We start from the raw sequence: 21,740 nt of genomic DNA, 5'->3' as shown, positions 1-21,740 counted from the left end.
GTTGATCACGAGCGGGGCCGACAGGCGCCGCCGGACGCAGCAGGAGGAGAGCGTGACAACCCTGGGAACCGACCTTCGCCGTATGGTACGCGGGCAGGTCCTCGTCCCCGGCGACGACGGATTCGAGGCCGCGCGGCTGCCGTGGAACCGGGCGGTCGACCAGCGGGTGGCCGCGGTCGTGGAGGTCGAGGACGCGGCCGACGCCGCCGCCGTGGTCCGCTGCGCGAGGCTGGCCGGCCTCGCCGTCGCGGTGCAGCCGAGCGGGCACGGCGCCACCACCCGCCTCGACGGGACGATCCTGCTGCGCACCGGACGGTTGCGCGGCATGGAGGTCCTGCCGGAGCGGCGGACCGCCCGCGTCGAGGCCGGCGTGCAGTGGGGCGAGTTGCTGACCGCGACCGGCAAGCACGGGCTGACCGGCCTGCCCGGCAGCTCTCCCGTCGTCAGCGTCACCGGCTACACCCTCGGTGGCGGACTCGGGTGGTTCGCCCGCAGGCACGGCTGGGCGGCCGATGCCGTACGTGCGTTCGAGGTGGTCGGCGCCGACGGCACGCAGGCCCGCGTCACGGCCGATTCCGACCCCGACCTGTTCTGGGCGCTGCGCGGCGGCGGAGGCGACTTCGCGCTGGTGACGGCGATGGAGCTGGACCTGCACCCGGCGCCGCTGCTGTACGGCGGGCGCATGCTGTGGCCCGCCGAGCGGGCGCCCGAGGTGCTCGCCGCCTACCGGGAGGTGACCGCGGCGGCGCCCGCGGAGCTGACCGTCTGGTTCGCGATGGTGAAGTTCCCGCCGGTGCCCCAGGTGCCCGAGCCGCTGCGCGGACTCGCCGCGGTCGCCGTGGACTCGACGTTCCTGGGCGGCGAGGAGGAGGGGCGCGACCTGCTCCGGCGGTTCGAGGACATCCCCGGCGTGCTGAGCGACAGCCGTGCGGCGATGCCCCTGGACGCCCTGGGCGGCATCTGCGCCGAGCCGACGCAGCCGGTGCCCGGCGCGGGCCGCGGCGAACTGCTGACCGGGCTCGGCGACGCCGTGGCGGACGATCTGCTCGCGGCCGTGGGCGACGTCGCCCCCCTGGCCACGGTGCAGGTGCGCCACCTGGGCGGCGCGCTGAGCGGGCCCGCCGACGGCGGCGGGGCGTGCGGGCACATCGCCGAGCCGTACCTGCTGAACATGATCGGGCCGGTCATGTCGCCCGAGGGCGGGCAGGCGGTCACCGCTCGGCAGGCGGAGATCGCGCGGGCGATGGCGCCGCACACGACCGGCCGCAAGCCGTTCACCTACCTGAACGGCGCCGAGAAGGCCGCCTCCGCGTTCGACGCGGACACGCTGGCCCGGCTGCGTGAGATCAAGCGCCGCCGCGACCCCGACGGCGTCTTCCGCGCCAACCAGCCGGTGCTCGCCTGACGGCGATCACAGCTTGTGCACCTCGGCGTCGCCCGATCCGGTCCTGATCGTGATCGTGTGCGGCGCCGAGGCGTCGTGCGCCACCTCGACCTTGCGGTCGCCGCTCCCTGTCGACGCGTTGACGTTGTAGGCGCCGTCCGGCACCCAGACCCGGCCGTCGCCCGACCCGGTCACGGCCTGCACGTCCGTGGGAACGGCCGAGAACCTGAGGGCGATGTCCCCCGAGCCCGTGCGGGTGTTGACCTGCTTGGCGGCGAGCCCCCGCGCGTCGACGTCGCCCGAGCCGGTGGAGGCGTTCACCTGGCCGGTCAGATCGCGCAGCGTGACGTCTCCCGATCCGGTGTGGATCTTGACGGTGAGACCGCGCGGCACCTCCACCTTGTAGTCCACCGAGCAGCTGCCGCACTTGTACGCCAGCGTGAGCGTGTCCCCGTCGACGGAATGGCCGTTCGCGGGTTTGTCTCCGCGCCAGTGCAGGGTCTCGGTGACGTGGACGCCGGACCTGTCGCTCTCGTTCACCACGACGTCGCCGGAATCGGTGCGGGCGTCGAGGACGGTCACCTTGTCCGTCACGTCGTAGGACTCCACGGCCTGCTGCCCGCCGAAGCCGATCCGCACGTCGCATGCCGTCACGACGAGGCTCATTCCCAGGACGGCCCCCGCGACGGCCATCGTCTTGTGTCTCATGTCCTCGATCTTCGGCCATGCGTGCGGCGTCTCCCATCAGGGAATCCCCCGAGCGCCCCCTGAGGAATGCCCTGGCGTTGACCCCCGGCCTTCCCCTGAAGTAGCGTCGATTCCACGATTCAGAACTATTTTTCCGGAAGGTGGAAAATGACGGAAGGCGTCGAGATCAAAGGCCCCCTGCTGGACCGGTTCGACGAGATCCTCACTCCCGAGGCCCTCGGCTTCGTGGCCACCTTGCAGCGCGAGTTCGACCTCAGGCGCAGGGAACTGCTCGCCGCGCGCCAGGCGCGGCAGGAGGAGCTGTCCGCGGGCGGCATGCTCGATTTCCTTCCCGGGACCGCCCACGTCCGCGAGTCCGAGTGGCGGGTCGCCCCGCCCGCTCCGGGACTGGAGGACCGCCGGGTCGAGATCACCGGTCCTGTCGACCGCAAGATGACGATCAACGCGCTCAACTCCGGCGCCAAGGTCTGGCTGGCCGACTTCGAGGACGCCAACTCCCCGACCTGGGAGAACACGGTCAACGGGCAGCTCAACCTGCGCGACGCCCTCGACCGTACGATCGACTTCGAGTCCGGCGGCAAGACGTACGCGCTGCGCCCGGACGAGGAGCTGGCCACGATCGTGGTCCGCCCGCGCGGCTGGCACCTGCCGGAAAAGCACATCCTGGTGGACGGCGCGCGGATGTCCGGGTCGCTGCTCGACTTCGGCCTCTACTTCTTCCACTGCGCGCAGCGGCAGATCGGCAAGGGGCGCGGGCCGTACTTCTACCTGCCGAAGATGGAGTCGCACCTGGAGGCGCGCCTCTGGAACGACGTGTTCGTCCGGGCCCAGGAACTGCTCGGCATCCCCCGGGGGACGATCCGGGCGACCGTGCTCATCGAGACCTACCCGGCCGCGTTCGAAATGGAGGAGATCCTCTACGAGCTGCGCGAGCACTCCGCGGGCCTCAACGCCGGCCGCTGGGACTACCTGTTCAGCGTCATCAAGAAGTTCCGCACCCGGGGGCGGGAGTTCCTGCTGCCCGAGCGCAACGCGGTGACGATGACCGCGCCGTTCATGCGGGCCTACACCGAACTGCTGGTGCGCACCTGCCACAAGCGCGGCGCGCACGCGATCGGCGGCATGGCGGCCTTCATCCCCTCCCGCCGCGACCCCGAGGTCAACAAGGTCGCGCTGGAGAAGGTGCGGGCCGACAAGACCCGCGAGTCGGGCGACGGCTTCGACGGCTCCTGGGTGGCCCACCCCGACCTCGTGCCGATCTGCCGCGAGGTGTTCGACGGCGTGCTCGGCGACCGGCCCAACCAGCTCGACCGGCGGCGCGAGGACGTCCACGTCACGGCCGAGGACCTGCTGTCGGTGTCCAAGACCCCCGGCGAGATCACCGAGACCGGGCTGCGCGGCAACGTGGACGTCGGCCTGCGCTACCTGGCGGCCTGGATGGGCGGCAACGGCGCCGCGGCGATCCACAACCTGATGGAGGACGCGGCGACGGCCGAGATCTCCCGCTCGCAGGTCTGGCAGTGGATCCACAACGACATCACGCTCGCCGACACCGGCGCGGTGGTGACACGGGAGCTCGCCGAGCGGATCATCGAGGAGGAGCTGGCCGGGATCGCCGCCGAGCCGGGCTACGACGAGAAGCTCTACGCGCAGGCCACGGCGCTGTTCAAGGAGGTCGCCCTTGACGACGACTTCGCGGAGTTCCTTACGCTTCCTGCGTACGAGCGGATGCCGTGACGATGTGAGGGGAAGCGGGAGCCGATGTCCGAGCTCGAACGGCTGACGGCGCGGCTGGCGGCCGTGCTCCCGCCGGACGCCGTCGTCACCGACCCCGTGCGGCTGCGCACCTACGAGTGCGACGGGCTGACCCACCACCGGGCGACCCCCGGGGTGGTCGTGCTGCCGGAGGCGGCCGAGCAGGTCGCCGCGGTCGTGCGGCTGTGCGGCGAGCACGACGTGCCGTTCGTCGCCCGCGGGTCGGGCACCGGCCTGTCGGGCGGCGCCCTCCCGCGCACGGACGGGGTGCTGATCGTCACCTCCCGCATGCGGCGGATCCTGGAGATCGACATCCCGAACCGCCGGGCCGTTGTAGAGCCCGGGGTGACGAACCTGGCGATCACGGAGGCGGTCCGCGACCGGGGGTACTACTACGCCCCCGACCCCTCCAGCCAGCAGGTCTGCTCGATCGGCGGCAACGTGGCGGAGAATTCGGGCGGCGCGCACTGCCTCAAGTACGGCTTCACGGTCAACCACGTGCTCGCCGCCGAGATCGTCACGCCGGACGGGGACATCGTCGAACTGTCGGCGATGGACCCCGGTTACGACCTGCTCGGCGCGTTCATCGGCTCGGAGGGCACGCTCGGCATCGCCACCAAGATCACCGTACGGCTGTCGCGGGCACCCGAGGCGGTCACGACCCTGCTCGCCGCCTTCACCGGCATCGAGGCCGGCGGGCGGGCGGTGTCGGCGATCATCGCTGCGGGCGTCGTGCCCGCCGCCATCGAGATGATGGACGCGCTGGCGATCGAGGCGGCCGAGGCCGCCGTCCACTGCCGCTACCCCGCCGGGGCGGGAGCCGTGCTGGTGATGGAGCTGGACGGCCCGCATGCCGAGGTGGAGCACCAGTTCGCGGCCGTGGAGCGCATCTGCCGTGACAGCGGCGCCTTCGAGATCCGGGTGGCCGCCTCCGCCGAGGAGCGGGCGGCCATCTGGAGGGGCCGCAAGTCGGCGTTCGCCGCCGTGGGCCGGATCAGCCCGGCGTACATCGTGCAGGACGGGGTGGTGCCGCGGACCGCGCTGCCGCGCGTGCTCGCGGGGATCGACCGGCTGCAGGAGGAGTACGGCATCCGCGTGGCCAACGTCTTCCACGCGGGCGACGGCAACCTCCACCCCCTCGTGCTGTTCGACGACGCCGTGCCCGGCGAGGCCGAGCGCGCCGAGGCCGTCAGCGGGCGCATCCTCGACCTGTGCGTCGAGCACGGCGGGTCGATCACCGGGGAGCACGGCGTCGGCGTGGACAAGGCCCGCTACATGCCCCGGATGTTCACCGAGGACGACCTCGACACCATGCAACTCGTGCGGTGCGCGTTCGATCCCCGGGGGCTGGCCAACCCGGGCAAGGTCTTCCCCACCCCCCGCCTGTGCGGCGAGGTGCCGGGAGTGCGCAGGGGCGCCCATCCCCTGGTCGAGGCCGGTCTGGCGGAGCAGTTCTGATGGACGCGCGGGACGCACTGGAGGCGACCGGCGTGGCCGTGCGCGCGGCCGGCGACGGAGACGAGGTCGCGGGCGCGCGGCCGCGCTGGGTGGCGCTGCCCGAGTCCGCCGAGGAGATCGCGGCCGTGATGCGGGTGTGCGCCGCGCACGACCTGGCCGCCGTCGCGACGGGCGGCGGCACCAAGCTGCACTGGGGCGCGCCGCCCTCCCGTTGCGACGTGCTCGTCGACCTGTGCTGCATGAACCGGGTGCCGGAACACACGGCGGGCGACCTGGTCGTCCGGGCGCAGGCCGGGGTGACCGTGGAGGCGCTGGCGCGGACTCTCGCCGAGGGCGGCCAGGAGCTCGCGCTCGACGTGCCCGTGCCGGGCACCACGGTCGGCGGGCTGCTGGCCACCGGCATCGCCGGGCCGCGCAGGTTCCGCCACGGCACGGCCCGCGACCTGCTCATCGGCGTCACGGTCGTGCTCGCCGACGGCACGATCGCCAAGTCGGGCGGGAAGGTCGTCAAGAACGTCGCCGGATATGACCTCGGCAAGCTGTTCACCGGCTCGTACGGCACTCTCGGGATCATCGCGGACGCGACGTTCCGCCTCCATCCCCTGCCCGCCGCCCGCGCCTGGGTGACGGCGACGGTGGAACGCCCGGTCACGGAGACCGTCGAACCCTACGTGTACGAGGGCAAGACGCTGGACACCACCTCCACGGACGTCGCGGCGTCCCTGCGCGCGGTGATCCCGGCGGTCACAGAGTCGCCGTTGGAGCCGAGCGCGGTGGAGGTGGACTGGCCCGACGTGGAGAGTCCCTGCACGGTTGCGGTCCTGGTCGAGGGCGCCGCCGCGGCCGAGCGCGCCAAGGCGCTGTGCGCCCTGATGGGCGGTGGGCTGAGCGACGCGCAGGTGGCCGAGGAGCCGCCGCCGTGGTGGGGGCGCCTGCCCGAGCCGCCGGTACCGGACGGGCCGCCCGGCACCGGGGGCGCGGGCGGCGGGGAGATCCTGCTGGAGGTCAGGAACATCCCCTACCGGCTGGCCGGCAGCTTCGTCGGTCCCTTCATGGCGGCCCGTGAGGCGGGCGTGCGCGCGGCGGTGCGCGGCTCCTTGGCCTCGCACGTCTTCCACGTCGCCCTGCCGCCGGACACCGAGCCCGGCCGGGTCGCCGCCTTCACAGGCGAGCTGCGGGCCCACATGGAGGCGGACGGCGAGGGCCGGGTCGTCGTGCTCGCCGCGCCCCCGGAGGCCGCGCGCCGCCTCGACCGGTGGGGACGCGTCGGCGCGCTGCCGCTGATGCGCCGGGTCAAGGAGCGGTTCGATCCCGATCGCCGGCTCTCCCCCGGCCGCTTCCTGGGAGGCATCTGATGGACCCCGAGCTGATCAGGGACTGCGTCCACTGCGGGTTCTGCCTGCCCACCTGCCCGACGTACGTGCTGTGGGGCGAGGAGATGGACTCCCCGCGCGGGCGCATCCACCTCATGGGGCAGCACGTCGAGGGCACGCCGCTCACCGATGCGATGGCCGGCCACTTCGACGCCTGCCTGGGCTGCATGGCATGCGTCACCGCGTGCCCGTCGGGCGTGCGGTACGACCGCCTGATCGAGCAGACCCGCGCGGTCGTCGAACGCGAGCACGTGCGCCGCCCGGACGAGCGCGCGATCCGCGCGCTGGTGTTCGCGCTGTTCCCCTACCGGCGCAGGCTGCGGGCGATGCGGCTGCCCATGCGGCTGAGCAGGCGCCTGCAACCGTTCCTGGAACAGGTGCACCCCTCCCTCGGCGCGATGGCCGAACTGGCGCCCGGCGTCCCCCGGCCCGTACGGCTGCCGCCGCTGGTGCGGGCGAGGCGACGCCGCAGGGCGCGGGTCGGGCTGCTCACGGGCTGCGTGCAGGGCGAGTTCTTCCCGCGGGTCAACGCGGCGACGGCCCGGGTGCTCGCCCTGGAGGGCTGCGACGTGGTGATCCCGCCCCGGCAGGGCTGCTGCGGGGCGCTGTCGCTGCACTCGGGCCGCGAGGCCGAGGCGCGCAGGTTCGCCCGCCGCACGATCGCCACCTTCGAGCGGGCCGGCGTGGACGCCGTGGTGGTGAACGCGGCGGGCTGCGGGTCGAGCATGAAGGACTACGCCGAGGTGCTGGCCGGCGAGCCCGCCTGGGCGGCCCGTGCCGAGGCGCTGCGGACCCGCGACCTGGCGGAGTTCCTGGTCGAGCTGGGACCTGTCGCCGAGCGCCACCCGCTGCCGGTCACGGTCGCCTACCACGACGCCTGCCACCTGGCCCACGCCCAGGGCGTGCGCGCCCAGCCACGCGAGCTGCTGCGCGCGATCCCGGAGCTGGAGCTGCGGGAGGTCGAGGAGTCCGCCATCTGCTGCGGATCGGCGGGCACCTACAACCTCTTCCAGCCCGAGGCGGCCCGGCAGCTGGGCGACCGCAAGGCCGAGCGCGTGCTCGCCGCCGGCGCCGACCTGCTGGTGTCGGCCAACCCGGGATGCACGATGCAGATCGCGGCCTCGGTCCGCAGGGCGGGCAAGGGGGAGATCCGGGTCGCGCACACGGCCGAGGTGCTCGACGCCTCGCTGCGCGGCCTCGAACCCGGCATGCTGGGACGGTCCCCGCATTGAGGATGACACCGCCGAAGAGGAGGACGCGGTGAGCGTGCAGAGCGTCGACCGGGCGCTGGACGTGCTCGAGGCACTGTCCGAGCACGGCGGCCAGGCCGGTCTGTCGGAGATAGCCGCCACGACGGGCCTGCCGTACGGGACGATCCACCGGCTGTTACAGACGCTGCTGGCCCGCGGGTACGTCCGGCAGGAGTCCGACCGGCGCTACGCCCTCGGCGGCGCGCTCGTGCGGATCGGCGGCGTGGCCGAGCGGATGCTCGCGGTCTGGGCCGAGCCCTACCTCGCGAGGCTGGTCGAGCTGTCCGGCGAGACCGCCAACCTCGCCGTGCTGGAGGGCGACTACGTCGTCTACGTGGCCCAGGTGCCCTCGCCGCGCAGGCTGCGGATGTTCGCCGAGGTCGGCCGCCGGGTGCTGCCGCACAGCACGGCCGTCGGCAAGGCCCTGCTGGCCGGGCGGGACGACGCGGAGGCGGTGTTCCTGCGCACCGGGCTGCCCCGCCGTACGGACCGGACGATCACGGCGGTCGGCGAGCTGCTGGAGGAGCTCGGCCGGGTGCGCGCCCGGGGGTACGCGCTCGACCTGGGCGAGGAGGAGAGCGGCGTCCACTGCATGGCCGTGCCGGTCCACGACGGCGGGCGGACCTTCGCGGCGATGTCGGTGTCCGGACCGGCCGAGCGCATCGACGCGGTCGACCGCGAGGAGCTCGCCGCGATGCTGCGCAAGGTGGCCGAGGACTTCGGCGCCGCCGTCTTCCATTCCTGACCGCGCCACGGATCGGCCAGTATGGGGTCATGTGCCGAAGCATCAAGACCCTGCGCCCGCCGTTCACCGACGAGGTGACCGAGGAGGACATCCGGGCGGCGGCCCTGCAGTATGTCCGCAAGATCTCCGGCTTCCGCGCGCCCGCCGCGCACAACGCCGAGGCGTTCGACCGTGCGGTCGAGGAGATCACGCAGGCCAGCACCGCGCTGCTGGCCTCCCTCCAGGTCCGCGGCTCGGCCGCCCGATAGCACCGGAGTCCACGCAGGGGGTCCGAGCAGGGGAGTCCAAGCCGGCCGCAAGTGCCGGGCGGGACAGTGGCCGCATGGGTATGATCTCCGACTTCCTCACGGCCCGGCGACTGCGCAAGGGGCCCACGCTGCTGCTGCCGTACGCGCCCGATCCCGCGACCCTGCTGGAGACGGTGCGGCTGCACGACCCGCAGGCCGGGCCGTACGGGCGGGGCTTCAAGATCGGCGAGAACGTGGAGCTGCGCGGGCCGATCGAGCTGAGCCCTGAGCTGGCGGCCAGGGCGGGCCTGCCGGCAGGCTGGGCGGCCGCGTTCTTCGCGCGCAACATCGACAGCGAGGCGGGCGGCGACTTCGCGCGCCCGAGCCTGCTCGTGCGGGGCCTCGCCGAGCGGCTCGGCGGCCGGGAGCACCCGGAGTGCCAGGAGCCGCCGGAGGACCTGGCCGAGGTCACCGGCGGGCGGCTCATCGCGGTGGACGAGGTGATCGGCCTGCTCGCGGACGACGTGCCCGGCCTGGCCGTCACGACGGTGACCGACGCCGGCACGACGCTGCTCACCAGCGCCGAGAGCCCGATCGAGGTCTTCGTCACCGAATGGGACGCCGACGACGTGACGTACGAGCTGTCCGCGGACGGCGGTTACGGCACGGACGTTCCGGCCGCCGCCCGGCGGGCCGCCCTCGCGATCGCCGAGCGCACGGGCGGGGTCGCCCGCGACCACAACGGCTTCCTCGTCACCGGGTGAGCACATCGGATGGAACCCCGGCGGAGTAGGGGCGGAGGGCGCCGAACCGAGCGACGCCGGGCCGATCGGGGCGTCGGTGACCACGCCCGGACTTCTCGCGTCTCCGCGGGTCCGTGGGACGCCGGCCCCCGCCTCGTTCGCGCAGGGTGATTGCCTGTCCTGACTGCGGCGCTTTGCAGCAGACGGGAAGCGTGTCACGATTAATGATCGCATCGGCGGTTCCGAGGGAAAGGGGGCGGACCGGTGCCACCTGCGATCGTCGGGTATGAAGGTCCACTTGCCGGTCAGCGTTTCCCGATCGACGACAAGCCGATCACCTTCGGTCGCAGAGGCGACAACAGTGTGGTGATAACGAGCGAGAGGGCCTCGCGCTTCCACGCGGAGGTGCGCCGCGAGGCCGAGGGCTACGTGCTGCTCGACCGGGGCAGCAGCAACGGGACGCTGGTCAACGGCAGGCGTGTCACCACGCATGTGCTCCGGCCCGGCGACACGATCGCCATCGGAGGGGAGACGTTCCGCTTCGAGGTGTTCGACGACACCGAGACGGTCATGGACACCTCCCTGATGCAACGGTTCCGCCGGTCGTTCCCTGACGTCGAACCGGAGCAGGTCCTGCACGTCACCATCTCCGGCGGCGGGCCCGTCGGGCTGGCCTTCGCCCTGCTCCTCGAACACCTCATGGGGCACCGGGTCGCCATCACGATCTACGACGGCCGCTGGACCGAGGACGGGCCGCGGATCGTGTGGAAGAACGCCACGCAGGGCAACAACCGGCGGCAGCAGGTCGTGACGGTGCAGAGCCGCCAGTATCTGAACCTCCCGGAGGACGTCCAGTCGCGGCTGTTCACCGAGGGGTCCTACAGCGAGATGTGGCCGGCGGGTCCGGACTCGATCCGCGACCACCGCCCGCGGAACATCCGGATCGCCTACATCGAGGACACCCTGCTGGAGATGGCGAACGAGAGGTCCGGCCGCATCCGCCTGGTGCCCGAGCTGTTCGACCCCGCGGAGCGCCAGGACGCCGTGGCCAAGGAGCACGTGCTCGCCATCTGCGAGGGAGGGCGCTCGCGGACCCGCGAGCACTTCACCGACAGATTCGGCCGGGCCGACGACTCGATCTTCTCGCTCGACGGCCGGCACCTGCAGGACGTGGTGCTGGGGCTGCGGGTGAAGTCCAGCCTGCCCGACCCGGCGATCGTGCTGCTGACCGTGGCGCAGAACCGGTTCCTCCTGAACTCCCTGCGCGGCGAGGGCTTCCTGAACATGCGGCTCACGGACGACGAGGCCGCGGAGGTCGTCGGCATCGACCCCGTCCGGCACGTGTTCGAGGAGTGCGTCGCCTCCAGTCCCTGCCTGATGGAGCGCACCGAGGACGGGGACTTCCACTGCTCAACCCACCACACGCTGTTCCTGCCCGCCCTGATCAGGGGTTCGGCACTGTGGAGGCGGGCGAAGGAAGGGCTCGCGCTCTTCGGCGTCGCCGACGGCGACGTGAGCGCGGTCACCGCCTTCCGGCTGGACATGGTGCAGCGGCCGCGGTTCACCGCCCGGTTGTACTCCCCCACCTCGACCACCCCGGGGACGTACGGGTTCCTCCTGGGGGACGCGGCCAACGCGATCCACTTCTGGCCGGGGCGGGGCCTCAACAGCGGGCTGGCGTCGGCCATCTCGCTGGCCCGGTCGCTCAACCGCAACTGGCGCGGCAGGCCGTTGCGGGACGCCGACTTCGTACGGCACGAGGCGGCGATGTCGATGCTGCAGTATCGGCACAAGAGCCGCGCGTGGAACGCGATGGTGACCACCGACGAGCAGGGAGTCACCCGGGCGATCAAGGACACGATCGTCCAGGGCATCGAGGAGGGCCGCGCCGCCTCGGACAGGGAAGCGGACATCGACGCCCTGATGGAGCGCCTGCGGCAGATCCGCGACCGCCTGTCACCACGTGTTCCCGGCATGCCCGACGACGCGACCCTCATCCGGCACCTGCGCGAACTGCGGAGCGAGACGCTGCGTACCCTGCTGGTGAGCGGAGCCTGGGAGACGCTGACGGTCGGCGGCGAGGAGGTCGACATCGACATCTTCGACCAGCCGGTCTCCGCGGCGTCCCCCGTGGCGTCCCCCGCGGCGTCCCCTGCCGAGGGGGCGCTCGTCGCGCGGCAGGCGGACGGACAGACCGGGCGGCCCGGCGGGACGCCCTCCGGCTGACGTCGCTCCGGCGAACCACGGAACCGGCCCGGGCCGTCCGGCGGAGTAGGGGTGAAGGGCGCGACGGCGCCCACGGAAGGGATCCCCTATGAACGGACAAATCGGGTGGTGAGGACGGTCTCCGGTGACACGCGCTTCCCCACGGTCGCCCCGGGTCGCGAGCCCGGCGGCTCCCGCGACGGCACGGCCCCAGGCTCCGGGACCCGCAGCGGGGCACGCGGCGCCCGGGCCGTCGGCACCCGGCCGTACGGCACCGGGTCGAGCGACGCCGAACCGAGCGACGCCGGGCTGATCGAGGCGTCGCTGACGGTGCCCGAGCGGTTCGCGGGCGTCTTCGACCGGCACGCGGACGAGATCCACGCCTACGCCGGTCGCCGTCTCGGCCCCGAGCACGCCGACGACGTGACGGCCGAGACGTTCCTCGTGGCGTTCCGCAAGCGGCACCGCTACGACACCTCCCGGCCGGACGCCCGGCCCTGGCTGTACGGCATCGCCGGCAACCTCATCTCCGGGCACCGCCGGTCGGAGGTCCGCCGGCTGCGGGCGCTCGCCCGCGCGCCGCGCGACGCCGGCGAGCGCGGCGCCCACGAGGAGGAGCGCGGAGCGGAGCGGGCGAGCGCCGCCGCCCTGCGGCCCGCCCTCGCCGCCGCGCTGGCCGGGCTGTCGGCCGCCGAGCGCGACCTGCTCCTGCTGGTGGCCTGGGCCGACCTCTCCTACGAGGAGGCGGCCGAGGCGCTGAAGATCCCCATCGGCACGGTCCGCTCGCGCCTGCACCGGGTGCGCGGGAAGCTGCGCCGCCATCTCGACCTTCCCGAGGAGAACGTGTGATGACCGACGAGATCGACCTGGTGGCGCGTGAGCGGCCCGACGTCGCGCCCTACTCCCTCGCGGCCAAGGCGGCCGTACGGCGGCGGCTGGCCGACCCCTCGGGCCGTCCCGCCCGCCCGCGCCCGCGTCCGTACCTGCTTCTGGCGGGCGGGACGGCGCTGCTCGCCGCGGCGGGCGTCGTCGCCGTCACCACCGTGCTGACGGAACCGGAGGCCCGGCCGGCGAAGGTGAGCCCGGGAGTCGTGACGCTGCCGAAGGTGTCGGCCATGTCGGCCGAGGAGGTGCTGGGCAGGGCGGCCCGCGCGGTGACCGACCTGTCGCCGCGCGACGACCAGTTCGTCAAGGTCAGCTCGCAGACGATGTACGAGGCCGACGTGGTCGATGAGGGCGAGAAGGAGTCGCGCTACCTCTACCGGACGAAGCGGACGATCTGGCTGTCCGCCGACGGCACGAGGGACGGCGCACTGAAGATCGAATATCTGGAGCCCCACGCCTACCCCGGGTGGCCGATCCCGCCGGAGGCGTACAAGGAGAAGGGCACCGAGTGGATGCGGCTGCCCGCCTGCAACAGCGTGCGGGACACCGCCTACACGAATCTCAAGAAGCTGCCCGACGACCCGGAGAAGATGCGCGCCTACCTGTACGACCGGCCGCACGGCGACAATCCGCCCGACACGGGGGCGTGGACGGCCGTCGGCGACCTGCTGCGGGAGACGTACGTGCCGGCGCCCCAGCGCGCGGCGCTGTTCAAGGCCGCCGCCACGATTCCCGGGGTTACGGTGACCGAGAACACCGAGGACGCCGCCGGACGGACCGGCATCGGCGTCGGCCGGGTCTCCGGCGGGGTGCGTGAGGAGATCATCTTCGACCCGTCCACCTACGAGCTGCTCGGGGAGCGCGGCGTCGTGGTGGACGAGAAGGAGGCGAAGGCGCCCAACGGCAGCCTGGTGGCCTCGACCGCCCAACTGGAGGTCACGGTCGACGACACCGCGCCCGAGGTGAACGACCCCCGCTCCGGCTGCCTCTGACCCCCCGCCCGTACGGGCGGCGATTTGTCGGTGGTGATCTCTAGCCTCCGGCACATGACAAACGCGACGCAGGCGTACAGCTACGCCGCGCCTTCGATGCTGGTGGACGGACGCCTCGGGCTCTCGACGTCCGGCGGCAGGGCCCTGAGCGGCCCCGCCGTGGCGCCGAGGTTCTTCAGCGGGGTGGTGACCCAGGCGGCGCCCGCGGCGGCGGCCCTGCTGGGCGTGGCCGACGTGGCCCTCACCCGCTATCACCAGCCGCGTCCGGGGTGGACGCGCGATCCGGTCGTCACATGCGGCGGCGACCGGCTGCGGTTCGAGTCGTTCTCCGCCTGCGGGGGCGTGTACGCCCGGCTCGACCTGCTCGAGAACGCCCTGGACGGCGAGGTGTTCGACCGGGGGACGACCAACGTCGACGTCAACGGCCCGCTGCGGGAGGCGCTGGCCCGGGTGGGCGCGCGCGACCCGCTGCACCTCGGGGTCGGCGCGGACGAGCTCACGGTGACCACGCTCGACGGCGCGGTGGTGGAGAAGAAGGTGCCGCTGCCCGAGCGGTGGCTGCGGGGGTTCGCCGAGGTCCAGGTGATCGCGGCGCGTATGGACCTGCGGGCCGAGCTGCACGGGATGAGCGCGGTGCGGTTCCTGCGGTCCCTGCCCAAGCGGGCGACGGCCGACCTGTGGGTCGCCCCCGCGGGCCGCGACCTGCGCGTCGCCGACCGGCCCGGCCCCGGAGCGGTGTGCCTGTCCGGCGTGGGCCGCCTGGCGACGCTGCTGCCGCTGCTCCGCTTCGCCAGGAGCCTCAAGGTGTACGGCCCGGCCGCTCCCGGCGGCCCGGTGTCGAGCGCGTGGGAGCTGGAACTGCCCGGAATGCGCTACACGCTGGTCCTGTCGCCGGAGCGCTGGCGCGGCTTCTCCGGCGAGGGCGCGGTGCTGGCCGACCTCGCCACCGACGAGGCCGAGGCCGACGCCGACGTGGTGGGGATGCTGCTCAACTTCGAGCCCGAGGTGGAGATCGGCGTGCTGGCCGACCGCGCCGGGCTGTCCTCCACGCGCGTGCGGGCCGCCCTCACCCAGCTCGGCACGGCCGGGCGGGTCGGCTACGACCTGTCCGAGGCGGCGTACTTCCACCGCGAGCTGCCCTACGACAGGGAGCACGTGCAGCACCTCAACCCGCGGCTGACGGCCGCGCGGGCGCTGGTCGAGGCCGGCGCCGTGGAGATCACGGGCGACACGGCGCGCGTACGGACCGACGGCGGGGTGCGGGAGGCCGGCCTGACCGACGGGTCGTGCACCTGCCCCTGGTGGTGGGACCACCGCGGCTCACGCGGGCCGTGCAAGCACGTGCTCGCGGCCAGGAGCGCCGCGCGGTCCACCACGGAGACCGGTGTGGGGACCGGTGTGGAGATGAGCTCGGAGACGGCCCGATGAGCGCTTGGCAGGAAGTGCGCGACCTCGTCACCGCACGTGAGACGAAGACGCTGGCCGACCGCGTGATCGCGCTCACCGAGGCCGAGCGCGCCGAGGTGGCGAGACGGCTGCCGGGCTTCCTCACGGAGATGCGCGACACCGCCGCACAGATGGCCCGCGAGAGCCGAGGGACCCACGACCTCGACGACGAGGACCCGTGGTTCGCCTGGGAGCGTCGCCGGACCGTGCGGGGCGCCCTCGCCGAGTTCGGCGCGTCCCTGCGGATCGCGGGTGCGGGGACGATCTCCGGGCCCGCCGCCGCGGCGGCCTGGCTGACCCGCCGCGAGCTCTACCCGGAGTGGGCGCCGGCCCCGGACCCGGCCGAGGTGGTCCGGGTGCTGGTCACGCGCCCGGCCGAGTGGCAGGCCGACGTGACGGGCCGGCTCGCCGGGAAGATTCGCAGGGCCGACGACGACCGGGTCGCCCCGCTGGTGCTCGCGCTGCTGCGGGCCTCCGGCGTGACACCGCCCCCGCACGACCCGCTCGTGGTCGCGTGGCTGACCGGCGAGGCGGCGGACGACGATCCGCTGCTCGGCCCGCTGCTGCCGCGGATCTTCGAGGCCGAGGGCGCGGGGCCCGCCCTGCGTGAGGAACGGCTCACGCCGTCGCCCACCCCGTGGCTCTCCCTGATCCGGCGGCTCCTGCGTGCCGGACGGGTGTCGCGGGCGGAGCTCCTGGACGGCTGCGTGAGCCGGTTCCTGCGCGGGGGCGACGCCGCGGACCTGCGCTTCTTCGTGCGCCTGCACGAGCTGATCGACCCGGCGCCGCAGGAGGCGGCCGAACGGGCCCGGGACTACCTGCGCCTGCTCCCCGCCGCCCCCGGCCCGGTCGCCGAGCTGGCCCTGACCCAGATCAACCGCACCGGCCCTCACGACGACGCCGACGTCCAGGAGGCGATCGAGGCGCTGACCTTCAGGCCCGAGGCCAAGCTGGCCCGCGCCGGCCTGACCCGGCTGGACCAGGAGGTGCGGCGCAGGCCCGCACGCGCCGGCGAACTGGCTCCCGCGCTCGTCACGGCGTTCGCTCACGCTTCCGACGACGTGCGGCGGCGAGCCGTCCGGATCGCGCTCAAGCACGCCGCGGCGTTCGGCGCGGACGCGAAGCCGACCGCCGACGCGAAGCCCATCGCCGACGCGGTCCCGCTGCTCCCGGCCGATCTCGGCCGGGAGCTCGCCGCGGTGTTCGGCGGCGAGGTCGCCGCCGAACAGACACCGGAGCCGTTCTCCCCCGCGCCGCTGCCCGTCTTCCCCGAGCCCGGCCCGTTCCCCGCACCGACGGTGGACCGGACCACAGGGGAACTTCACGGGTGGGTGGCGTGCGAGCAGTGGCTCGCCGGCTTCGTCGCGTTGGTGGGCGGGAACCGAGCGGCCCTGCGCGAGACGCTCGCCCCCGTCTTCCTGGGCTCCTTTCCCTACCTCTACGACATGGAGCGCTGGCTCGATCCGGACGCCTGGATCGCCGCCCTGGCGAAGGAGGTGATCGCTCCCGGCACCGATCCCGGCGTGCCCGATCCGGAGCCCGTCGATCCCTGGGCGGGGTCGAGCTTCTCCGTGCACGTCAGCGCCGTGCCGCCAGAGGAAATGGACGGCCACGAGGCCGGGCAGGAAGACCAGGGCGGGCCGGAAGACGAAGAAGGATCTGAAGACGAAGACGGCGCTGAAGACGAAGACGGCGCTGAAGACGAGGCCGCGCTCGAGCCGGCCTTCGGCGACCTGCCGGAGCACGTCCGGGAGGAGATCTTCCGCCAGATCCTCGAGATCGGGATCTCCGCCGAGCGGGTGGCGGCGATGCGCGACGGGCTGCCCACGCCTGCGCGCGATCCCGGCGAGCCTGAGTTCCGCGTGCAGATCATGTACTCGGGCTTCCGGCCGCTGTTCGGCACACCGGAGGAGCCGGACCCCGCGGTGGAGTTCCGCCGCCGCAACCGGCTGCCGGAACCCGCGCACGTCTCTCCGCCGCACATGTTCCTGCTGTACCGGCTCAGCGAGATCTACCGGGCGCTTCGAGAAGGGACGCTGCCAGCCGTCCTGCTGGCGACGCCGACGGTGCTGAGCGGGCACCTCGACCCCGGCGTGCTGGTGGACCGGCTGGAGCTGTGCGCCGCCGCGGGCGCGGAACCGCTGCCCGCCGACCTGCAGCAGGCGCTGCTGCGGCTGCCGCGGGGGGCTCACCCCCTCGTCGCCGAACGCGCCGGACGCGTGGGATCACGGGCGGCCTCGGCCGTCGCCGCCTGGCTCGCCGGTGGCGGCCTGCCCGACCCGGAGGCGGGGCTGAAGTGGGGCTACACCGAGGGCGCGCACGAGCACCTGTTCGAGGAGCGTGCCCCCGGGCACGTCGAGCAGGTGCGGCTGGTGCCGGTGCTGCGCGCGGAGCCGACCGGGCACCCTCTCATCGACGAGCTGCTGCGCGAGCCGTCGAAGTGGCGCTGGGACGATCACGGTTACGTCATGGGCTGGTGGCCGTCGATGCTCCCGTCGCACCGTGAGGCCGTCTCCGTCCACTATCTGCCCCACCTGCTCTACCAGTGGAACCACCCGGGGGTCTACCCGCCATACCTGGAGGCCGTGGCGGACGCCGACGGCCCGCTCGGGGACGCGACCGCGCTCATCGTGGCCTACTTCCTGGCCGAGCGTCGCCAGGACCCGGTCCCTTTGCTGCTGCGAATGGCGAGCCGGGGAGTCCTGCCCACCGAGGCGGTCGGCCGTCAGCTCGCGCTACTGATCCGCCGCACCTGGTTCGAGTCCCGTCCGGTGCTGGCATCGCTGCGGGAGGCCGCGCATCAGGGGGCGCACGAGCAGGTGTGGGAGATCTTGAGGGCCCTGCTGCCGGATCTGCTGCCCGCTGCCGGAGAGCGGCCGAACGTCACTCATACCGAGGCGGTGACGCTCGCCGCCGACCTGGCCGTCTGGGTGGGCGCCCGCGGCGAGATCCCGGTCGTGTCGGCGCACGCCGCCACTGGCCGGGCGAGCCGGGGAAGCCGCTTCGCCCGGGAGTGCGCGCGCCTGCGCGACCTGCTCGCCGGATGACGCAGGCGCCGCCGGAAGCGATCTCCCCTAAGATCGTCCTTCTTTGTCCCGGGAGGGGCGCCGAGTGTTACGACAGCGTGCGGGGTGGATCGCGGCCGGGGCCTACCTGGCGATCTCGGCCGTCGGCGCCGTGGGCACGGCCGTCACCGGGCGTCTCGACGCCCTCTGGGCGGCCGTCCTGTGGTATCCGCTCGACGACTACTCCTCGGACGGCCTCGCCGCGGCGGCCGCGGTGGGTCTCTTCACGATCCTCGCGCTCAAGACCTGGATGCTCCGCCAGGTCTTCACCTTCCCCCCGCGTGCGCCGCGGCCCGCCGACCGGCGGACGGTCTGGCTGCGGCGCCTGCTCTACCTGGCCGTCGCCCACGCCCTGATCCCCCCGCTGCCGGCCGTACGGCTCCCCGACCTCGTCGGCGAGGCGCTCACACTGGCCCTGTGGTGCCCGCTGCAGGTGCTGTTCGCACTTGCCCTCCGCGGACGGCTCCGGGTGTTCGCGCTCGTCTCCGCCTGGCCGGGGTCGGCAGGCCTGGCGATGATCGCGATGGACGAGGTGCCCGGGGTGCGGGTGCCCCGGTTCATCCTGCTCGCCTGCCTCGCGATGGCGACGGCCTGGCAGGTGGCCGTCCTCTTCGGCCAGCACCGCGACGGCCGCTGGAGTCGCGACACCGTGACGGCCGGCTGGCGCCACGTCACGGTGTCGCTGGCGACCCCTCTCGCCGCCGTGGCCGTCCTCTGGGCGTTCACCTCCACCACCGTGCCGCTGATGGGGATGCTGGAGGAGTTCGACGTCTTCCTGGCGGTGTGGCTGGCCCGCTCCGCCCGCGAACTCACCGGCCCACGCGGCACGCCCCGGGAGCGTACGCCGCTCCGCCCGTCCGGGCCGATCCTGCTTGCGGCGGTCCTGCTGCCGTTCCTCGTGCTGGTCGGGCCGGAGGAGACCGCGGGTTCCGCCTACAGCGACTCGTGGTACGACGCCGGGCCACCCGAGGCGGCCCGGCCCGAGGACGGGGCACGCGCGGACCACGAGAGCGACGTCGTCGCGGAGGCCAACGCCCGCTGCCGGGACCCCTGGCCGCGGCTGCGGGCCCGGCGGCAGGGCACGGCCGCGTACTTCCTGTTCGAGGGCGGGGGATACGGCGTGTACGACCCGGACGACACCACAGAGGGCGAGGACCCCTACGCGAGCGTGGACGACGGGTTCCTCGGCGCGGCGGGCAGTTCCGCGGTCGTGATGACCTACGGCGAGAACGAGCCGATGTGCCTGACCGTGAAGGCGTTCGGCTCCGCTCCCCGGCTACGGCTGAAGGGCTGGGAGCAGGTGGCCGAGGTCGGCCTGGTCAGCCGCAGCGGGCGCCTGGAGGTGCCTTCGTACGCCGACGGCGGCGACGAGGGCGCCGGGGCCCGGCTGCCGAACCTGGCGTTGAAGGGCCCCGGACGCTATCGGCTGCGCGTCTACGCCCGGGGAGGCGAAACGGCCGAGGAGCACCTGGTCGTCGTGTTCCCCGGCCGATCGGTCAAGAAGGTCGTGTATCGGTGAGCCGGCGGCTCATCTGCACTGCTCCAGCATGGCCGCCTTGTCGGCGGAGGTCACCGGCAGGTCGTACTTGAGGGCCACCTGGGCGAATCGCACGGCGTAGGAGCAGCGGATGTCGCGGCTGGGCGGCAGCCAGGTGGCCGGGCCGGAGTCGCCCTTGGAGCCGTTGGTGGAGCCGTCCACGGGGATCAGGTTGAGCGGGTCGTTGGCGATCTGCTTGCGCTTGCTCTCGCTCCACCGCGACGCGCCCATCTGCCAGTCGTACGACAGGGGCATGACATGGTCGATCTGGACCTCCGCCGCATGCGACTTGCTCCAGTCGATGGTCTTGCCGGTGTACGGGTCGTACAGGGTCATGGAGGCGATGACGCAGTTCGACCCGCTGCGATACTTGATGTCCCGGCCGTCCCGCTTGAGCAGGTCGTTGCGGGTGTCGCAGCCGTTGCGCCCCCACGGCACGTCGTCCACGTTGTCGGCCCAGGCGTAGCCGAACTTGTCGCGGTCGTAGCCGGTCTTCGCCCCCCGGCCCTTCGTCGCCACCTTGTCGATCAGATCGCGAGCCTTCGCCCGGTCCTTGTCCGACGAGATCGCCTTCAGACCGGGGCCGGTGCCGTCGGGGTTGTCGAGCGGGTTGACGCCCCGCTCCGTACCCGAGTCGCTCTTCGCGCCGCCGCCCTTGCCCGTGGGGTCGCCGTCTAATTCGGGCATCGGCCCGCAACCCGCCAGTACGGCCACCGCCACCGAGATTCCGGCGATCAGCCGGGTACCACGCCCGCCCACTGCCACCCCTAGGTAATGAAATATCCCTCTCAGATATAGCAAAGAGTAAAAAAGTGGCAAAGGAGGCGCGCAGGAGAGCCGCGACGTACGACGAGGGGCGCGGCACGCCGTGCGCGCCACGCCCCTTGAACGGGCCCGGTGAACGGCCCGACGGATCAGATCCGGTGGATCACGCCGGGATCCAGTCCTGCCAAACGATCTTGTTGGCGTCGACCCACTTCTTCGCGGCCGCCTCGGCGCTCATCTTGTTCACCGACATGTCGTAGGCCACGGCGTTCTGATCGTCGTTGGTCCACGTCCAGTTCTTGATGAACTCGTACGCCTTGCCGCCGGTCTTGGCGAACTTCACGCTGACGATCTTGTCGAGCAGGTAGGGCGGATAGTCGCACTTGATCGTCTTGACGTTGTCGTCACACCCGATGGCGTACGGCGGAAGGTTGATCTTGACGAGCTTGAGCTGGTTGAACAGCCACTGCGGCTCGTAGAAGTACATCAGCAGCGGGGTCTCGTTCTCGGTGGCCTTGCGAGCCGCCGCGATCAGCGCGTCCTCGCTGCCGGCGTAGACCACCTTGTAGGGCAGGTTCAGGTTCTTGATGAGCGCCTCGTCGTTGGTGACGAAGGACTTGTCGCCGGCGAGGAACTGGCCCAGACCCTCGCTCTTGTCGGTCTTGAACAGGTCCTTGTACTTGACCAGGTTGTGCCAGTCCGTGATGTCCGGATATTTCTGGACCATCCACTCGGGGACGTACCACCCGATGACGCCCTTGTTGCCGTCCTCACCCGCGGTGATCGCGACCTTCTTGTCTTCGATGTACTCCTTCTTCAGCTCCGGGTGGCTCCAGTTCTCCAGGACGGCGTCGACCGTGCCCTTCTCGAAGCCCTTCCAGGAGTCCGCCTCGGCGCTCTCGATCTTCTCGACCTTGTAGCCGAGCTCGTGCTCGAGGAGATAGGCGACGACCGCGGCGCTGGCCTCGTAGCCGATCCAGGGGTTGATCGCGAGTCGTACGGTCTTCGTGCCGCCCCCGGCGCCTGCTCCGGCGGCGTCATCCGAACTCCCGCCACTGCAGGCGGTCATGGCCAGCGCGAGCGTCAGCACGCCGGCAAGGAGACGGATCCTCATATCTAGCCTCATCTGATGTCGTACGGGGCGGCGAACGCGAGCGGCGGGGCCGCGGCGACACCGGCAGAGTATTCCACAACAAGCGGGA

17 protein-coding genes are annotated in these 21,740 nt (G+C 72.7%); 14 read left to right on the top strand and 3 right to left on the bottom strand.

Features of this window, described 5'->3' with window-relative positions:
• Positions 1-52: 52 nt before the first annotated feature.
• Complete coding sequence (locus tag FH610_RS20765; protein WP_240809085.1) at positions 53-1,405, top strand: FAD-binding oxidoreductase; 1,353 nt, start codon at positions 53-55, stop codon at positions 1,403-1,405.
• 6 nt (positions 1,406-1,411) lie between these two features.
• Here the strand turns inward: FH610_RS20765 and FH610_RS20760 are convergent, their stop codons facing one another.
• Positions 1,412-2,092, bottom strand: a complete 681-nt coding sequence (locus FH610_RS20760; protein WP_139576182.1) for a DUF4097 family beta strand repeat-containing protein — start codon at positions 2,090-2,092, stop codon at positions 1,412-1,414.
• Positions 2,093-2,239: 147 nt separating this feature from the next.
• Between FH610_RS20760 and aceB the strand changes: the two genes are divergently transcribed.
• The 13 genes from aceB to FH610_RS20695 all read left to right on the top strand — a co-directional run bounded on the left by aceB (position 2,240) and on the right by FH610_RS20695 (position 19,755).
• Positions 2,240-3,829 carry a malate synthase A gene (gene aceB / locus FH610_RS20755; protein WP_139576181.1) on the top strand — a complete coding sequence of 530 codons (1,590 nt, stop codon included), beginning with the start codon at positions 2,240-2,242 and terminating at the stop codon, positions 3,827-3,829.
• Between the two features lie 24 nt (positions 3,830-3,853).
• Entirely contained in the window at positions 3,854-5,305 is a 1,452-nt protein-coding gene (locus FH610_RS20750) for an FAD-linked oxidase C-terminal domain-containing protein (RefSeq protein ID WP_139576180.1), read from the top strand.
• Positions 5,305-6,660 carry an FAD-binding oxidoreductase gene (locus FH610_RS20745; protein ID WP_139576179.1) on the top strand — a complete coding sequence of 452 codons (1,356 nt, stop codon included), beginning with the start codon at positions 5,305-5,307 and terminating at the stop codon, positions 6,658-6,660. Before FH610_RS20750 ends, FH610_RS20745 begins: the two co-directional genes overlap by 1 nt.
• A complete protein-coding gene (locus tag FH610_RS20740; RefSeq protein ID WP_139576178.1) occupies positions 6,660-7,910 on the top strand; it encodes a (Fe-S)-binding protein in 1,251 nt (416 codons plus the stop codon). The genes FH610_RS20745 and FH610_RS20740 overlap by 1 nt, the downstream gene beginning before the upstream one ends.
• A gap of 28 nt (positions 7,911-7,938) precedes the next feature.
• Positions 7,939-8,673, top strand: a complete 735-nt coding sequence (locus FH610_RS20735; protein ID WP_240809084.1) for an IclR family transcriptional regulator — start codon at positions 7,939-7,941, stop codon at positions 8,671-8,673.
• Positions 8,674-8,702: 29 nt separating this feature from the next.
• Positions 8,703-8,921: a DUF2277 domain-containing protein gene (locus FH610_RS20730; RefSeq protein ID WP_139576177.1), complete on the top strand. Its 219-nt coding sequence runs from the start codon at positions 8,703-8,705 to the stop codon at positions 8,919-8,921.
• A 74-nt stretch (positions 8,922-8,995) separates the two neighbouring features.
• Positions 8,996-9,664, top strand: coding sequence for a hypothetical protein (locus FH610_RS20725; protein ID WP_139576176.1), 669 nt, complete (start codon positions 8,996-8,998; stop codon positions 9,662-9,664).
• 243 nt (positions 9,665-9,907) lie between these two features.
• Positions 9,908-11,869: an FHA domain-containing protein gene (locus tag FH610_RS20720; protein ID WP_139576175.1), complete on the top strand. Its 1,962-nt coding sequence runs from the start codon at positions 9,908-9,910 to the stop codon at positions 11,867-11,869.
• A gap of 105 nt (positions 11,870-11,974) precedes the next feature.
• Entirely contained in the window at positions 11,975-12,697 is a 723-nt protein-coding gene (locus FH610_RS20715) for an RNA polymerase sigma factor (protein ID WP_240809083.1), read from the top strand.
• On the top strand, positions 12,697-13,725 hold the full coding sequence (locus FH610_RS20710; protein WP_139576174.1) for a CU044_5270 family protein: 1,029 nt from the start codon (positions 12,697-12,699) through the stop codon (positions 13,723-13,725). The genes FH610_RS20715 and FH610_RS20710 overlap by 1 nt, the downstream gene beginning before the upstream one ends.
• 54 nt (positions 13,726-13,779) lie before the next feature.
• The gene (locus FH610_RS20705; RefSeq protein ID WP_139576173.1) at positions 13,780-15,153 is read left to right on the top strand and encodes an SWIM zinc finger family protein; all 1,374 of its coding nucleotides are present in this window, start codon (positions 13,780-13,782) and stop codon (positions 15,151-15,153) included.
• Entirely contained in the window at positions 15,150-18,218 is a 3,069-nt protein-coding gene (locus tag FH610_RS20700; RefSeq protein WP_139576172.1) for a DUF6493 family protein, read from the top strand. The genes FH610_RS20705 and FH610_RS20700 overlap by 4 nt, the downstream gene beginning before the upstream one ends.
• 64 nt (positions 18,219-18,282) lie before the next feature.
• On the top strand, positions 18,283-19,755 hold the full coding sequence (locus FH610_RS20695; RefSeq protein WP_139576171.1) for a hypothetical protein: 1,473 nt from the start codon (positions 18,283-18,285) through the stop codon (positions 19,753-19,755).
• A 9-nt stretch (positions 19,756-19,764) separates the two neighbouring features.
• Here FH610_RS20695 and FH610_RS20690 read toward each other — a convergent pair whose 3' ends face one another.
• Positions 19,765-20,460 (bottom strand): HNH endonuclease family protein, encoded by a 696-nt coding sequence (locus FH610_RS20690; protein WP_139576170.1) that lies wholly within the window; start codon positions 20,458-20,460, stop codon positions 19,765-19,767.
• A gap of 241 nt (positions 20,461-20,701) precedes the next feature.
• Entirely contained in the window at positions 20,702-21,652 is a 951-nt protein-coding gene (locus FH610_RS20685; RefSeq protein WP_139576169.1) for an ABC transporter substrate-binding protein, read from the bottom strand.
• Positions 21,653-21,740 lie beyond the last annotated feature (88 nt).

The sequence above is a fragment of the Microbispora catharanthi genome, assembly GCF_006334915.2.
Classification (GTDB): domain Bacteria; phylum Actinomycetota; class Actinomycetes; order Streptosporangiales; family Streptosporangiaceae; genus Microbispora; species Microbispora catharanthi.
Note: the sequence above shows the minus strand (reverse complement) of the source record. Positions and strands in the feature narration are given on the sequence as shown.